The organism is Streptomyces sp. NPDC006450, assembly GCF_040612195.1.
Taxonomy (GTDB): Bacteria; Actinomycetota; Actinomycetes; order Streptomycetales; family Streptomycetaceae; genus Streptomyces.
In genome coordinates, this window is sequence record NZ_JBEXPT010000031.1 from 40,526 (window position 1) to 56,358 (window position 15,833).

13 protein-coding genes are annotated in these 15,833 nt (G+C 71.8%); 4 read left to right on the top strand and 9 right to left on the bottom strand.

The window, feature by feature from the left end:
- Window positions 1-36 precede the first annotated feature (36 nt).
- Window positions 37-1,380 carry a UDP-glucose/GDP-mannose dehydrogenase family protein gene (locus tag ABZY57_RS13065; RefSeq protein ID WP_356511196.1) on the top strand — a complete coding sequence of 448 codons (1,344 nt, stop codon included), beginning with the start codon at window positions 37-39 and terminating at the stop codon, window positions 1,378-1,380.
- A gap of 152 nt (window positions 1,381-1,532) precedes the next feature.
- Window positions 1,533-2,855, top strand: coding sequence for a glycosyltransferase family 87 protein (locus ABZY57_RS13070; protein WP_356511198.1), 1,323 nt, complete (start codon window positions 1,533-1,535; stop codon window positions 2,853-2,855).
- Between the two features lie 65 nt (window positions 2,856-2,920).
- On the opposite strand, the gene ABZY57_RS13075 is transcribed toward ABZY57_RS13070, so the two are convergent.
- The 4 genes from ABZY57_RS13075 to ABZY57_RS13090 form a co-directional block, all read right to left on the bottom strand.
- Window positions 2,921-3,997, bottom strand: coding sequence for a membrane dipeptidase (locus ABZY57_RS13075; protein WP_356511200.1), 1,077 nt, complete (start codon window positions 3,995-3,997; stop codon window positions 2,921-2,923).
- 205 nt (window positions 3,998-4,202) lie between these two features.
- Window positions 4,203-5,405, bottom strand: coding sequence for a dipeptidase (locus ABZY57_RS13080; protein ID WP_356511202.1), 1,203 nt, complete (start codon window positions 5,403-5,405; stop codon window positions 4,203-4,205).
- Entirely contained in the window at window positions 5,402-5,941 is a 540-nt protein-coding gene (gene purE / locus ABZY57_RS13085; protein WP_356511203.1) for a 5-(carboxyamino)imidazole ribonucleotide mutase, read from the bottom strand. Before purE ends, ABZY57_RS13080 begins: the two co-directional genes overlap by 4 nt.
- Before the next feature lie 342 nt (window positions 5,942-6,283).
- Window positions 6,284-7,423: a 5-(carboxyamino)imidazole ribonucleotide synthase gene (locus ABZY57_RS13090; RefSeq protein WP_356511205.1), complete on the bottom strand. Its 1,140-nt coding sequence runs from the start codon at window positions 7,421-7,423 to the stop codon at window positions 6,284-6,286.
- Window positions 7,424-7,635: 212 nt separating this feature from the next.
- Here ABZY57_RS13090 and ABZY57_RS13095 point away from each other — a divergent pair, with 212 nt between their 5' ends.
- Window positions 7,636-8,184 (top strand): GtrA family protein, encoded by a 549-nt coding sequence (locus ABZY57_RS13095; RefSeq protein WP_356511207.1) that lies wholly within the window; start codon window positions 7,636-7,638, stop codon window positions 8,182-8,184.
- A gap of 106 nt (window positions 8,185-8,290) precedes the next feature.
- Here ABZY57_RS13095 and ABZY57_RS13100 read toward each other — a convergent pair whose 3' ends face one another.
- The gene (locus ABZY57_RS13100; RefSeq protein ID WP_356511209.1) at window positions 8,291-9,556 is read right to left on the bottom strand and encodes an ATP-binding protein; all 1,266 of its coding nucleotides are present in this window, start codon (window positions 9,554-9,556) and stop codon (window positions 8,291-8,293) included.
- 39 nt (window positions 9,557-9,595) lie between these two features.
- Window positions 9,596-10,273 carry a response regulator transcription factor gene (locus tag ABZY57_RS13105; RefSeq protein ID WP_243335168.1) on the bottom strand — a complete coding sequence of 226 codons (678 nt, stop codon included), beginning with the start codon at window positions 10,271-10,273 and terminating at the stop codon, window positions 9,596-9,598.
- Between the two features lie 494 nt (window positions 10,274-10,767).
- Here ABZY57_RS13105 and ABZY57_RS13110 point away from each other — a divergent pair, with 494 nt between their 5' ends.
- The gene (locus tag ABZY57_RS13110) at window positions 10,768-12,264 is read left to right on the top strand and encodes an oligopeptide:H+ symporter (RefSeq protein ID WP_356511212.1); all 1,497 of its coding nucleotides are present in this window, start codon (window positions 10,768-10,770) and stop codon (window positions 12,262-12,264) included.
- An 84-nt stretch (window positions 12,265-12,348) separates the two neighbouring features.
- Here ABZY57_RS13110 and ABZY57_RS13115 read toward each other — a convergent pair whose 3' ends face one another.
- The 3 genes from ABZY57_RS13115 to ABZY57_RS13125 all read right to left on the bottom strand — a co-directional run.
- Window positions 12,349-13,638: a hypothetical protein gene (locus tag ABZY57_RS13115; RefSeq protein WP_356511214.1), complete on the bottom strand. Its 1,290-nt coding sequence runs from the start codon at window positions 13,636-13,638 to the stop codon at window positions 12,349-12,351.
- Window positions 13,635-14,897 (bottom strand): hypothetical protein, encoded by a 1,263-nt coding sequence (locus ABZY57_RS13120; RefSeq protein WP_356511216.1) that lies wholly within the window; start codon window positions 14,895-14,897, stop codon window positions 13,635-13,637. The genes ABZY57_RS13115 and ABZY57_RS13120 overlap by 4 nt, the downstream gene beginning before the upstream one ends.
- A partial coding sequence (locus ABZY57_RS13125) for a hypothetical protein (protein WP_356511218.1) occupies window positions 14,894-15,833 on the bottom strand: 940 nt, incomplete at its 5' end. The genes ABZY57_RS13120 and ABZY57_RS13125, both read right to left, overlap by 4 nt.

Consider the following 15,833-nt stretch of genomic DNA (forward strand, 5'->3'; position numbering starts at 1 on the left):
GTTGCCGCGAACGGCCCCGCACCTCCAGGAGCATTCATGGCCCCCCTCAAGATCACTGTGATCGGCACCGGATACCTCGGCGCAACGCACGCCGCGGCAATGGCCGAGCTCGGGTTCGAGGTGCTCGGGCTGGACGTGGTGCCCGAGAAGATCGCCATGCTGGCCGCCGGCCGCGTCCCCATGTACGAGCCGGGGCTGGAGGAACTGCTGGCCGCCCACGTGGCCGGAATTCCGGGCTCCACGGGCCGGCTGCGCTTCACGACCTCTTGGGAGGAGGTCGGCGCCTTCGGCGACGTCCACTTCGTCTGCGTGAACACCCCGCAGAAGCACGGCGAGTACGCCTGCGACATGAGCTACGTGGACTCCGCCGTGGAATCGCTCGCCCCGCACCTGACCCGGCCCGCCCTGGTCGTCGGCAAGTCCACCGTGCCCGTCGGCTCCGCCGAGCGCCTCGCCGCGAAGCTGACCGCGCTGGCCCCGGCCGGCGAGGAGATCGAGCTCGCCTGGAACCCCGAGTTCCTGCGCGAGGGCTTCGCCGTGCAGGACACCCTGCACCCGGACCGGATCGTCATCGGCGTCGACGGCGAACGCGCCGAGAAGGTCCTGCGGGAGGTCTACGCGACCCCGATGGGCGAGGGCACCCCGCTGGTCGTCACCGACTTCCCCACCGCCGAGCTCGTCAAGACCGCCGCCAACTCCTTCCTCGCCACGAAGATCTCCTTCATCAACGCCATGGCCGAGGTCTGCGAGGCCGCCGGCGGCGACGTGGTGAAGCTGGCCGAGGCCATCGGCCACGACGAGCGCATCGGAAAGAAGTTCCTGCGCGCCGGCATCGGCTTCGGCGGGGGCTGCCTGCCCAAGGACATCCGCGCGTTCATGGCGAGGGCCGGCGAGCTCGGTGCCGACCAGGCCCTGACCTTCCTGCGCGAGGTCGACTCCATCAACATGCGCCGCCGCGGCCACATGGTCGAGCTGGCCCGTGACGCCGTCGGCGGTTCCTTCCTCGGCAAGCGCGTCGCCGTCCTGGGCGCCACCTTCAAGCCGGACTCCGACGACGTCCGCGACTCCCCCGCGCTGAACGTGGCCGGCCAGATCCACCTCCAGGGCGGCCAGGTCACCGTCTACGACCCCAAGGGCATGGACAACGCCCGCCGCGTCTTCCCCACCCTCGGGTACGCCGGCACCGCCCTGGACGCCGCCCGCGGCGCCGAGGTCGTCCTGCACCTCACCGAGTGGCGGGAGTTCCGCGACCTGGACCCGACCGCCCTCGGCGAGGTCGTCACCGACCGCCTCGTCCTCGACGGCCGCAACGCCCTCGACCCCGACCGGTGGCGCGCCGCCGGCTGGACCTACCGCGCGATGGGCCGCCCCCGCGCCTGACCACCCGATCCGCCCCCGCCGACCGGCAACCGGCAACCGCCGCGCAGTCCTTGATCCGCTTCGTTGCGGAATACACGGTTTCGCATCTCGTCACCGGATCGTTGGCCAGACCCCCCGGGACCGCGCGCAGGGGATCGCTAGACTCACGGCCGATGACCAGTACGAGCAGGACCATCGACTCCGCACTCCGGGGGCGCGCCGGCCGCCTGGCCATGGCGGGCTTCTGGCTGGCCACCCGGACCCTGATGGTGGTCCTCCTGGTGGTGAACCTGCACGGCACCTCCTCGGTGCGCGTGGAGATCACCCAGACCTACAACAACTGGTACGACGTCCTCGTCACGGGGACCATGCCGCACGACGACGTCATGTGGCAGTACCCGCCGGCCGCGGCGGCGATCTTCCTGTCACCCGACCTGCTCCCCTTCCTCAGCTACTTCCAGGCCTTCGTCGCCCTGACCGTGATCTGCGACGCGCTGATCGCCATCGGCCTGGTCCGCGCCGCCCGCCGCGCCGACGGCAGCCTGGCCGGCGCCGTGCTGTGGCTGACCACGCTGCCGCTGCTGCTGTCGCTGCCCTTCGGCCGCTACGACCTCCAGGTCACCCTGCTCGCCGTCGGCTCGCTGCTGTGCCTGCGCTTCCGCCGCAAGCTCGGCGGCGTCCTCGCCGGAGTCGGCGCCCTGGTCAAGGTCTGGCCGCTGCTCACGCTGATCGGCACCCCGCGCGGCCGCACCACCCGCGACGCCGTCGTCTCCGCCGTGGCGGCCGGGGCCGTCCTGCTCGCCGTGCTCGCACTGTTCTTCCGCGACACCCTCGGCTTCCTGGGCAACCAGGGCAACCGCGGCATCCAGGTCGAGTCCCTCGGCGGCTCGGCCCTGATGCTCGGCAAGCTCGTCGGTGCCTGGTCCGGGAAGGTCGAGGTCCGCTACGGCGCCTACGAGTACCTGGGCCCGTACGTCTCCAGCGTCGCCCTGCTCTCCGTCGGCCTCACGGTCGCCGGGTTCGCCTGGCTGCTGCTGTGGCGGGTCAAGGCACGGCGCTGGACGACCGCGACCCCGCTGGACGCCGCGCTGTGCGCCATCCTCGTCTTCACCATCACCAGCCGCGTGCTCAGCCCGCAGTACCTGATCTGGCTCGTGGGCCTCGCGGCCGTCTGCCTGACCTGCAAGCACACCACGCAGCGGCCGGTGGCCTGGCTGATCGTGGCCTCCACCGCGCTCAGCACGGTGATCTACCCGCTGACCTACGGCTCGGAGATCCTCCCGGGCACCGGCTTCGGCACGTTCCTGCTGGTGCTCCGCAACGGCCTGCTGGGCTGGGCCGCCGTCTGGTCCTGCCTGCGCCTGTGGCGGGCGAGCGCGAGCCCCGCCCCCGCGACCGGGAACGGCATCGGGAACGGGAACGGGAACGGGAACGACGCCGGGACCGCGGCGGCCCCGGCGCCCAAGGCCGGCTCCGAGGTGCCGGCGCGCGTCTAGCCGGCCCCTCGGGATCCTGCCCGGCCCGCGTCGTCCGGCAAGATCCGAGACGGCCTAGCTCCTGCTCAAGGCACCCTGCGGTGCTGCGCCGCGCGGGCCGTGAACTCCACGTCGCGCAGCACCCGCTGGGCGTTCTCCCAGGTCAGCAGCGCCAAGTCGGTCTCCGGCCAGCCCCGCTCCAGTAGTTCCGCGATCAGTCGCGGATAGCCCGAGGGGTCCGCCAGGCCCGCGGGCCTGGGGATGCCCGGCTCGGCGCCGAAGCCGGCGCCCAGGCCCACGCAGTGGGGGCCCGCGACGGCCCGTACGTGCTCCACGTGGTCCGCGACCGCGTGCAGGGAGTCCCCGGTGAGCGCGGTGTCGAAGCTGACCATCGCCAGGCCGTTCGCCGCGCGCAGCGCGAGCAGCACCTCGTCGGTCACGTTGCCGGGGTGCGGATTGAGGGCGGCCGCCCCGGTGTGCGAGATGATCACCGGCGCCTTGGAGGCCGCGGCGAGCTGGCAGGCCGGCGCGGGCGGGCAGCCCGTGAGGTCCAGCAGCATCGCCAGCCGGTTCATCTCCCTGACCACCTCGTGGCCGAAGGTGGTCAGTCCCTCCATCGCCCAGGGGGCCCCGGCCGGCGCGAGGATCCGTACGCCCAGTGCGTGGAACGCGCGCAGCGCGCCCAGCGAGTCCGTCAGGGTGCGGCCGGAGACGGGGCCGAGGAAGGAGGCGATGCGGCCCCGGTTGCGGGCGTCCGCCAGGTCGTCCGCGGTCAGCGCGAGGCAGAGGCTGTCGGGGTAGCGGCGCATCAGGGCCAGGGCCCCGTCGATCTGTTCGAGCGTGTCGGACACCACCTGGTCGGTGGCGTCCGCCTCGTGCGGCATGAGCAGCGACCAGAACTGGGCACCCACTCCCCCGGCGCGCAGCCGCGGGATGTCGGTGTCGACGCCCGCGTCCGAGGTGTCGATGTCGTGGTACGGGCTCTCGCGCAAGGTCCAGACGAGGGTGTTGCAGCCATCCGCGACGGGATGGTCGCACAGCAGGGCGGCGGCCCGGTCCAGGGCGCCCCCGAGCGATGTGCCGGTGGGATCCTCGGCTCCTAGGGAACCGGGGCCCACGGGGGTCACCGGGTTCGTGTGCGGTTCGTCCTGCAGGTCGGCCATGGCGTGCGCTCCGGTCTCGGCGGCTGTGTCGTTGCGAAAAGCAGCGGGAGAGAAGCAGGAAAGATGTTGCCACCGTGACATGTGGGACGCCGGAGGCGCCCGGCGGATGTGGCGTTCGGGTGTAACCGGCAGGTGTTCGCTGGTCACAGGCCGTGCGCCGGATCCGCCGGGCGGGCCGGTCAGGAGACGGCCGGGCTCCTCGGCCTCACGCCTGGAGCACCGCGTTGGACGGGCCCCGGGAGGCCGACTGCTCGCGCGCCACCGCTTCGGCGTCGCGCAGCGTCCGTACCGCGTTCGACCAGGTCAGCTTGGCCAGGTCGGCCTTGGACCAGTGGCGTGCCAGCAGCTCGGCGACCAGGTTGGGGTACCCGGCGACGTCGTCCAGCCCGGCCGGGGTGAAGGCGGTGCCGTCGTAGTCCCCACCGATGCCGATGTGGTCGACGCCGGCCACCTCGCGCATGTGGTCGAGGTGGTCGGCGACCGTGGCGGCCGTGGCCACCGGGCGCGGGCGCGCCTCCTCGAAGGCCCGGTGCAGGGCCATCGCCGCCGGGGTGGTGTCGAGGTGGTGGTAGCCGTGCGCGCGCAGGTTCTCGTCGGCGGCCAGGGTCCACTCCACGGCCGCCGGGAGGATGAACTTGGGCACGAAGGTGGCCATCGCGACCCCGCCGTTGGCCGGCAGCAGCGCCAGCACGTCGTCGGGGATGTTGCGCACGTGGTCGCAGACCGCCCGCGCCGAGGAGTGCGAGAAGACCACCGGCGCGGCCGTGACCGCGAGCGCGTCGCGCATCGTGGTCGCGGCGACGTGCGAGAGGTCGACGAGCATGCCGATCCGGTTCATCTCGCGGACGACCTCGCGGCCGAACTCGCTCAGGCCCCCGTGCCGGGGCTCGTCGGTCGCCGAATCCGCCCAGTCGATGGTGTCGTTGTGCGTGAGCGTCATGTACCGCACGCCGAGCTGGTGCAGGGCGCGCAGGGTGGCGAGCGAGTTGTTGATGGAGTGCCCGCCCTCGGCGCCCATCAGCGAGGCGATCCGGCCCTCGGCGCGCGCCGCCTCCATGTCGTCGGCCGTCAGAGCCCGCACCAGGTCGTGCGGGTAACGGTCGATCAGCTGGGCGACGACGTCGATCTGCTCCAGGGTGGCGCTGACCGCGTCGTCCCCCGCGTAGTCGGAGCGCACGTAGACCGACCAGAACTGCGCGCCGACCCCGCCGGCGCGCAGCCGGGGGATGTCGGTGTGCAGGTGGCCCTTCTGGTCGCGGCCGATGTCGCGCCGGTCCAGGTCGTAGCGCACGGTCTCGCGCAGGGCCCAGGGCAGGTCGTTGTGTCCGTCGACGACCGGGTGCCCGGCGAGCAGTTCGCGCGCCGCCTCCAGGTGCCGGGCGGCGCCCGTCCCGCCCTCCGTGCTCACTTGCCGAATCCGAACGACTCCTGGCCGGCGACCTTGTTGCGCAGCCGCTTGCCCTTCTCGGTGGCCTGGTCGTTGAGGTCCTGGAGGAAGTCGCTCATGCGCGCCCGCAGCTCCGGGTCGTGCGCGGCCAGCATCCGTACGGCGAGCAGCCCGGCGTTGCGGGCGCCGGCGATCGAGACGGTGGCGACGGGGATTCCGGCCGGCATCTGGACGATCGACATCAGGGAGTCCATGCCGTCGAGGTACTTCAGCGGGACCGGCACGCCGATGACCGGCAGCGGGGTGACGGAGGCGAGCATGCCGGGCAGGTGGGCGGCGCCGCCCGCGCCCGCGATGATCGCCTTGAGGCCGCGCCCGTCGGCCTGCTCCCCGTACGCGATCATCTCGCGCGGCATCCGGTGGGCGGAGAGTACGTCCACCTCGTAGGGGATCTCGAACTCGTCGAGGGCCTGGGCGGCCGCCTCCATGACGGGCCAGTCGGAGTCCGAGCCCATGACGATGCCGATGACGGGAGCTGCTGCGGGGGACGTGCTCATCCCAACTCTCCTTGCGTGGTATTTCCCGGGCTCTGCCGGGGGTGGAAAGGCATCGACGGCCCGGGGCCGCAGCGCGGCGGTCCGCCGCTCCGTGATGCCTTCACCTGGGGTCGCATGCGGGTGGTGACCACCCCTCGCGTCCAGGACGTGGGGGAATCCTCTGTGAAGCGGGCCTTCACGTACCGCTTCCTTCCGAACGGCGCGCAGGCGGCCGAGCTGTCGCCGGCGGTCGCTGCCCGTGGAACGGACGTCGGAGACCTCCTCTCGGCCGACACGCTCCGTGGTGAAGCCGCAACCCCCCACGCGAGGGTGGGAACCCCCTCCCGCGGGGGAGGGGGCAGGTCAAGCCTGGATGGTGCCTCTGAGGTAGCCGGCTGCGTGACGTGCTCGCTCCAGCACATCGTCCAGGTCGTCGCCGTAGGTGTTGACGTGGCCGACCTTGCGGCCGTGTTTCACGTCCTTGCCGTACATGTGGATCTTCAGCTGGGGGTCGTGGGCCATGCAGTGGAGGTACGCCGCGTACATGTCGGGGTAGTCCCCGCCGAGCACGTTCGCCATGACCGTCCAGCGGGCGCGCGGGCGCGGGTCGCCGAGGGGGAGGTCCAGGACGGCCCGTACGTGGTTGGCGAACTGGGAGGTGATGGCACCGTCCTGGGTCCAGTGGCCGCTGTTGTGCGGGCGCATCGCCAGCTCGTTGACCAGGATCCGGCCGTCGGTGGTCTCGAAGAGCTCCACGGCCAGGTGCCCGGTGACCCCGAGCTCCTGGGCGATGCGCAGGGCCAGGGTCTGGGCCTCGCCGGCCAGTTCCTCGGAGAGGTTCGGCGCGGGGGCGATCACCGTGTCGCAGACCCCGTCCACCTGGACGGACTCCACGACGGGGTAGGACACGGCCTGGCCGTGCGGGGAGCGGACGATGTTGGCCGCGAGCTCGCGGACGAAGTCCACCTTCTCCTCGGCCAGGACCGGGACGCCCGCCCTGAACGGGGCCTCGGCGTCCGCCTGCGTACGGACGAACCACACGCCCTTTCCGTCGTACCCGCCGCGCACCGTCTTGAGGATGACGGGGAACCCGCCGACCTCTTCGGCGAAGGCCGCCGCGTCCGCCGGATCGCTCACGATCCGGTGGCGGGGGCTGGGCGCGCCGATCTCGTCGAGCTTGGCGCGCATCACCCCCTTGTCCGCGGCGTGCATCAGCGCGTCGGGCCCCGGCCGGACGGGGATGCCGTCGGCTTCCAGGGCCCGCAGGTGCGCGATGGGCACGTGCTCGTGGTCGAAGGTGATCACGTCACAGCCGCGCGCGAAGGCGCGCAGGGTCTCCAGATCGCGATAGTCGCCGATGACGACGTCGCTCACGACCTGGGCCGCCGAATCCTGTGGGGTGTCACTGAGGATCTTGAATTTGATGCCGAGGGGGATACCCGCCTCGTGGGTCATGCGGGCGAGCTGTCCGCCGCCGACCATGCCGACTACCGGGAACGTCACTCCTCCAGGGTATCCGGCGGTATTCCGCCATCTGGACCCGCATGGGGGACGGTCCTGGCCGGTACCCGGCGCTCGCGGGTGGCGGGTGTGCCGTGTGTCGCACGGCGCCCGAAGGCGCAGACGTACCGGCGGGGCGACACTTAGCATGGGCGGGCACAGGTAGAAACGTGTGACGCCTCATACGGGGGCCCGAAGACAGGACTGAGCCTCATATGAGCAAGCCGGAGAACGGATCCGTCCTCGACCGCGTGCGCGACCTCGCGCGCGAGATCGCCAGGTTCGGTGCCGTCGGCGGGCTGGGGGTCCTGGTCAACCTGGGCGTCTTCAACCTGATCAGGCAGGTCACCGACCTCCAGGTGGTGCGCGCGAGCGTGATAGCCACTCTGGTGGCCATCGTCACGAACTACCTGGGCTTCCGCTACTTCGCCTACCGGGACCGGGCCGACCGGACCGGAGCGGGCCGCACCCGTGAGCTCGGACTGTTCGTCGCGTTCAGCGCGATCGGGCTCGTGATCGAGAACGGCATCCTGTTCACGGCCACGTACGGCTTCCACTGGGACGGGCCGCTCGCCTCGAACTTCTTCAAGTTCACCGGTATCGGCATCGCCACCGTGTTCCGCTTCTGGTCCTACCGGACCTGGGTCTTCAAGGCCCTGCCCGCGTCGGCCGCGGTGTCCCTGGTCGTCGAGCAGCGTGACGGCCAGACCCCGGCGGACATACCGGCCCCGCCTGCGCGGACCCCGGAGACCGCGGCGAACTGAGGCCGCTCTGCCTCTTGCCTCGGGTCCCCTGCCCCTGTCTCTTGCCTCTTGCCTCGCGTCCCCTGCCCCTCGCCCCATGCCCCTTGCCCCCTGCCCGCAGGCGCCCTCAGCGGACCGTCTGCTCCGGTTCGGGGCGCTCCTGCGCGGTCCGGCTGAGGAACAGGGCGAACACCGGCGGCCGGGTCTGGAGCAGCTCCAGGCGGCCGCCGTCGGCCTCCGCGAGGTCCCTGGCCACGGCGAGGCCGATGCCGGTGGAGTTGCGGCCGCTGATGGCCCGCTCGAAGATCCGGTTGCCGAGGTCCGGCGGGACGCCCGGTCCCTCGTCCGTGACCTCCAGTACGGCCTGGTTGCCGATCACCCGGGTCCGCAGGGCCACGGTGCCGCCGCCGTGCATGAGGGAGTTCTCCACCAGGGTCGCCAGGACCTGTGAGACGGCGCCCGGGGTGCCCACGGCGCGGATGCCGGTCTTCCCTGAGCGGACGACGGCCCGGCCGGCGCTGCGGTAGGCGGGGCGCCACTCCTCCAGCTGCTGTTTGACGACCTCGTCCAGGTCGAAGGGGACCGCCGAGCCCGTGCGCGGGTCCCTGGAGTTCGTCAGGAGGCGCTGGACCACGTCCGTGAGCCGTTCCACCTGGGTGAGGGCGATCGTCGCCTCCTCCCGTACGGTCTCCAGGTCGTCGGTGACGGTGATCTCCTCCAGCCTCATCGACAGGGCCGTCAGCGGGGTCCGCAGCTGGTGCGAGGCGTCCGCGGCCAGGCGCCGCTCGGCGGTGAGCATGCGCCCGATCCGCTCGGCGCTGGAGTCCAGTACGTCCGCGACCCGGTCCAGCTCGGGGACCCCGTACCGCTTGTGGCGGGGCCGCGGGTCACCCGATCCCAGGCGCTCGGCCGTCTCGGCGAGGTCGGTCAGCGGGGAGGCCAGCCGGTTGGCCTGGCGTACGGCGAGCAGGACGGCCGCCACGACGGCGAGCAGCGCGACGGCGCCGACCACGGCCAGGGTCCGGCCGACCTCACGGGTGACGGTGGAGCGGGACTCCTCGACGACCACGGTCTCGCCCTGCTCCCCGCGGGCGGTGCCCCGGATGACGCTCTCCGTGATGGGCGGGCCGATCTCGACGGGCTCCCGGCCGGGGATCGTGATCCGGGCGTACCGGCCGGGGTCGAGCTGTTCGGCGAGCGCGGCGGGGTCGACCTGCTTCTTCTCCAGGACGTCGCTCTCGACGATGCCCACCAGCCGCAGCGCCTCGGACTCGATGCGGTCCTGGGCGCTGCTGGTGATGGTGCGGGTCTCGACGATGACGAGGGAGACCCCGAAGACGGCGATGACGACGAGCACCACGGCGAGCGTGGAGTTGATCAGGCGGCGGCGCATGGCTCAGAGAATGCCCTAGATATGCGGTCCGGGGTGGTTTCAGCTCTTCTCGAAGCGGAAGCCGACCCCACGGACGGTGGCGATGTAGCGGGGGTTGGCCGCGTCGTCGCCGAGCTTCTTGCGCAGCCAGGAGATGTGCATGTCGAGGGTCTTGGTGGAGGACCACCAGGTGGTGTCCCAGACCTCGCGCATCAGCTGGTCGCGGGTAACGACCCGGCCGGCGTCGCGGACGAGGACCCGCAGCAGGTCGAACTCCTTCGCCGTGAGCTGGAGCTCCTCCTCGCCCATCCAGGCGCGGTGCGATTCGACGTCGATGCGCACCCCGTGGGTGGCGGGGGCCTGGGAGGCCTCGGTGGCGCCGCGCCGCAGCAGGGCCCGGACGCGGGCGAGCAGCTCGGCGAGGCGGAAGGGCTTGGTCACGTAGTCGTCGGCGCCGGCGTCCAGGCCCACGACCGTGTCGACCTCGTCGGCGCGTGCGGTCAGGACCAGGATCGGGAACCCGTGGCCCTCGGCGCGCAGCCGGCGGGCGACCTCCAGACCGTCCATGCCCGGCAGGCCCAGGTCCAGGACGACGAGATCGATGCCGCCCTGCAGTCCCGCGTCCAGGGCGGTGGGGCCGTCCTCCCGGACCTCGACCTCGTACCCTTCCCGGCGCAGGGCGCGGGCCAGGGGTTCCGAGATGGATGCGTCGTCCTCGGCGAGCAGTACACGCGTCATGTGGGTGATGGTAGTCCGCGGCGGGGGAAAGAAGAGGCCCGTGTGCAGACCCCTCTCTATCTGGGCTTACGAACTACTAACCACCTTCGAATGTGGCCCGCTGGTTCCACTCTCACCTGTGATCCATCTCTCAAGTGCATTCATATCCGGCACTGTCGTGTCGTATGGTGTCGAGACGCCTGATGCACTACCTCCACGAGACTTTCGAGCGAAAACCAGCCGAAAGTCTCTATTTCTGCCCTGATCGGGCAGGCATTGTTGTCACACCGCCCGTTCCGGGCCCGATGACAGTGAATGACCTATGGGCCGGGCCCTTCGCGCGATGGAGCGCGGAGGGCGTGGATCCCGGTTACGGATGTTCCTTCGTCTTCGCCCCCGCGGAGCGAGACCCCCCGGGCGTGGGGGCCGGGACACCCGCCGCCGGTACCGGCCACCCCTCACCGGGCGCCGTCGAGCTCACGAAGCCGCGCGTCCCGAGCAAGCAAGGATCGACCATGGCTTCCAGCCTGACGAAGGACTCGGCCGGTACCTCGACCGAGAAGACCTTCCTCGGACACCCCAGCGGCCTCGCCTTCCTCTTCATGACGGAGATGTGGGAGCGCTACAGCTTCTACGGCATGCGCGCACTCCTCGTGCTCTTCCTCGCCACCAACGTGGCCGACGGTGGTCTCGGGATGAACGACGCGACCGCGGTCGCGATCTACTCCGTGTACAACGCGATGGTCTACCTGCTCGCCCTCCCGGGCGGCTGGCTCGGTGACCGCGTGTGGGGCGCCCGCAAGGCCGTCGCCGTCGCCGGTGTCGTGATCATGACGGGTCACTTCCTGCTCGCGGTGCCCTCGTCGGTCTCGTTCTTCATCGGTCTGGCGCTCATCGCCGCCGGTTCCGGTGTGCTCAAGGCCAACATCTCCACGATGGTCGGCCAGCTGTACACCGACAAGAACGACCCCCGTCGTGACGGTGGCTTCACGATCTTCTACATGGGCATCAACCTCGGTGCCTTCGTCGCGCCGCTGACCATCGGCTACGTCGGCCAGGAGATCAACTGGCACCTCGGCTTCGCCATGGCCGGTGTCGGCATGGCCCTCGGCCTCGCCTTCTACTTCTTCGGCTTCCGCCACCTGAACCCGGTCTCCAACCAGGTTCCGAGCCCGCTGAGCGCCGCCGAGAAGTCCTCCGTCCTCAAGAAGGGCCTGATCTGGCTCGGCGTCGCCGCCGCCGCCTACGCGGTCATCGGCCTGGCCGGCATCTTCACGATCAACTACGCGCTGTGGCCGCTGACCATCGCCGGCCTGCTCCTCCCCGCCTGGGCGATCCTGCGCATCAAGCGCGACAAGGACCTGACGGGTGTCGAGCGCTCGCGCATGTCGGCGTACGTCTGGTTCTTCGCCGCCGCCGCGATCTTCTGGGCGATCTACGACCAGACCGGCTCCACGCTGGCCCTGTTCGCGAAGGACAGCACGGACAGCACGCTGTTCGGCTTCAACTTCCCGGAGAGCTGGTTCCAGTCGCTGAACCCGCTGTTCGTGATGGCCCTCGCACCCCTGTTCGCGATGCTGTGGGTGGCGCTGGCCCGTCGCTCCAAGGAGCCCACCACCCTCGCGAAGTTCTCCTTCGCGCTGGTCATGATCGGCGTCTCCTTCGGCGTCATGATGGTCGCCCAGGGCCTGGCCGGCGGCGACACGAAGGTCAGCCCGATGTGGCTGGTCGGTGTCTACTTCATCCAGACCGTCGGTGAGCTCACCCTCTCCCCCGTCGGCCTGTCGCTGACCACCAAGCTGGCTCCGCAGAAGTACGCCTCCCAGATGATGGGTGTCTTCTTCCTCGCGGTCACCGCCGGTGACTCCACGATCGCGCTGCTCCAGCTGCTCGGCGCCCCGACGGACACCCAGGGCTGGTTCGCCACCCAGGGCGTGCTCGCGGTGCTCGCCGGTCTCGCGATCTACATGTACCGCAAGAAGGTCCAGCCCCTCATGGGCGGCGTGCACTGACGCACCCCCCGACAGGGCGAACGGCCCGGCACACCGAAGGGTGTGCCGGGCCGTTCTGCCGTTCCGGGTCCGTCGGCTACGCCCCTACCGCTGGCCGCGCAGGCGGCGCCACGGGGTGAAGGTGAAGACCGCCGCACCGAGCAGGATGACCGTGCCGGCGACCAGGGCCAGGGCCTTGACCCCGCCGCCGTCCGACGCCCCGGTCTCGGCGAGGCCGCCCGAGGTGCTGCCGGACGTGCTGCCCGAGGTGCTGGACCCGGAGCCGCCGGGCTGGGCGGCGGTGTCCAGCGTGAGCGACACCGCGCTGGTGGTCGCGGCGCAGGGCACCACGATCGGGGCGGCGCCCGGCGCCATGACCACGTTGATCGTCAGCTGGCCCGGGGTCAGCGTGGTCCTGCCGGTCCTGCCCGGCTTGTAGGTGCCGGTCATGTCGTTGAGGCTGACCGGCGAGCCGGCCTTGATCGCCTCGGCGTTCGCCGGACCGGCGACCTTGACGATGCCGCTGTCGGCGCCGCCCAGCTTGATGTCCATCGAGGGCTTGAGGGCCCCCGCAGGAAGGTCCGCGGGGCTGTTCATCACGCCCTTGGCGGTCGTGGCGGTCAGGTCGTAGCTGCCGCCGTTCTTCTTCGCGTTGATCGTCACCTTGCCCTTCAGGGGGCCGCCGGGGATGAAGGCCCCGCAGTCGAAGGTGACGTCGACGGTCTGGCCCGGGAAGTCGCTCTGGCCCCCGCCGGACGGGGAGGGCGCCGGGCTGGTGGGCGGCCGGCTGCTCGGCGGGGCGCTCGTCGGCGGCTTGCTGGTCGGCGGCGGGCTCGTCGGCGGCTTGCTGCTCGGCGGCGGGCTCGTCGGGGGCTGGGTGGGGCCCCCGACCGTCACGTCGAGTTCCAGCGACGGCGCCGGGCTGTTGCCCGGGGTGCAGGTGGAGGTGGTACCCATCGCCTTGATCAGCAGGACACCGGCGGTGAAGGTGACCTTGCCGGACTTCTTGGGCGTGTACGTGCCCGACAGGTCGCTGATCTTGATGGGCGTGTTGGCCGGGATCGGTTCGGGGTTGGCCGGGCCGGTGACATCGACCGTCCCCGTCTCGGCGCCGCCCAGGACGATCTTCGCGCTCGGGGTCATCGCGCCCTTGCCGAGCTCGATGGGGCTGGAGGAGACGCCCTTCTGGAAGGACATCGTCAGCTTGTACCCGCTGCCCTCCTTGACGGCCTTGATGTCGATCGGCGAGACCGCCGACTTGTCCCCGATGGGGGTCTTGCAGTCGTACTTGACGTCGACCACGTCCGCCTGGGCGGGTGTGGCCCCCATGGCGATGCCCGCGCCGCCGAGCAGCAGCGCGACCGCGGCCGCGCTCGCCCTCCGTTGGGTTTTCACTGAAGTCCCTTCGTCGTCGGACTGTTCTCAGACGGTGCGGACGTCTGTGGTGCAGTTGCTTCTGTTCCCTGTGGTGCGGATGGCTCCTGTGGAGCAGATGGTGCGGGTGGTACCTGTGGTGCGTGATCCTTCGGCGATGCGGAGGGATCCGGTGTCCCCGGCGCGCTGTCCGGGGTGAACCACGGCAGTACCGCCGTGGTGGTCTGTGGGGGTTCGGCCGCCGGGGCGGAGCGGGCCCGTGGTCCTCGTACGGGTCCCCGCGCGGGCCCCCGTACCGCCGGGATCCGCGGCAGCCGGGCGGTCACCGCCACCGCCGGGTCGGCCTGCGGCCGGTGGCCGCGGTGGCGGCCCGACTCGCGGGGGCGGACCTTGTCGACGACGGCCATGCCGATCCGGAAGATCCCGGCCGGGATCACCAGGAGGAGCAGGCCCCAGAACAGCAGCACCCCGTACGGGCGGGCCACACCCCAGGGCTGTGTGGCCAGGACCGTCTCCCCGTACTTGAGGGAGAGGGTGTAGTCGCCGTGGGCACCGGCCGTCAGGGTGGCGTCGAGGGAGACCTCCGCCTTGCCCCCGGGTGGGATGGTGCCCCTCCAGCGGACCTCCTCCCAGGTCGGGGCGAACACCCCGTGGGCGGTGCCGAGCTGGAAGACCGGGTCCTTGACCGCGGCGGAGCCGAGATTGCCCACGGTGACCGTGAACTTCCGGCCGGGCGGGGCACCGAACCAGGTCAGCACCCCGTCCTCGCCCTTGAGCTGGACTCCGGTCAGCAGGGCGAGCCGGGCCGTGCCGCCCTCGGCGGGCAGGTCGGCCACCGGGTGGTCGGTGATCTTCAGCGGGGCCCCGACGGTGGACTGGTCCCCGTTGACGGAGGTCACGTTGACCACGCAGGGGCAGGGCTTGGGCGGGGCGACCACCGGGAGCTGGGCGGAGAAGTGCCCGTCGTCGGCGACCGAGACGGCCACGCCGTCGGCGTTGGCACAGCTGTTGGTGCCGCCGATCATGTTCTGCCCGCAGACCAGCAGCATCACCATGGTCTTGGCCCGCCAGCCCGTTCCGGTGACGGCTATCTCCGTACCCTTGGCGGCCTCCTTGAGCGAGAGGGCCACCGCGGGTTCGGCCCTGTCGTCCGCCGCGGCCGGGGGCGCCGCGGACAGCGCGAGCGCGCACGCCACCAGCCCCGCCGCCAGCCCCGCGCATCCCGCCGCGACCAGGGCCCTGACCTTGCCGCCGTGTCTCCCACCGGCCTTGGCGCTCACCTGGGTGCTCCCGTCAACTCGTGTTCCGGCGCTGGGGCTTCTTCGGGTACGGCGCTCCCGTGCGGCGCGGGCCCGGACCCCGGTCCCGACCTGCCGGACCGGGTCCGCCGCTTGCGTTCGAGGAGCAGGGCGGCCGCCGCGACGGCGCCGAGGCCCAGCAGCCCGAGGCCGGTCGTGCCCGCGATCCCCCAGGGCACGAACCAGGCCGAAGCCCTCCCCGTGGCGCGGGCGCCGCCGGGGGCCGTGACGGTGAGGGTCAGGGCGACCCGGTCGAACACGGGCGCGCCGGGCCAGGGTTCGGTCAGCTCCACGCGCTGGCCGGGCAGCACCTCGACCGGCAGGGTGCGGGCGCTGCGGCCCGCGACCTTGCCGAGGGCGCCCTCGGCACGGATGGCGAGCTCGGGGGCCAGGGCCACGTTGCCGCGGTTGACCACGGTGTACGCGACGCGCGCGGCCGCGCCCTTGCCCCGTACGGAGACGTCCTCGACGGTGAGCGCCGCCAGCGCCGGGCCGCCGACGCGCAGGTGGACCCGTACGCCCACCTCGCGGCCGGCCTCGGTGGCGACGACGGCGGCCGGGTGGTCGCCCGGCGGGGAGCCGGGCGGCACGGTGACGGTGAAGGGGACCACGGCGCGGGTGTGCGCCGGGACCTTGACCGTGGTGGCCGCGCCGAAGCTGATCCAGGGGCCCGCCCCGGTGCCGTGCCCTTCCGGGCCGCCTCCGGCGGCGGGCTCGGCGGGGCGCACCGCGAAGGCCCCGTCCGCCGTGTTGTAGACGTCGGCGCCGCGCAGGGTGATGGTGCGCTCGTGGTCGCTGGTGTTGGCCAGGGCGAGGCGGTCCTCCAGCACCGTGCCGGAGGGCCCCGCGAGGTAGAAGTACGGGCGGGCCCCGGCCTTCGCCGCCGCCGGCGTGCTCCCGGCGACGGGCTCGGCGGTC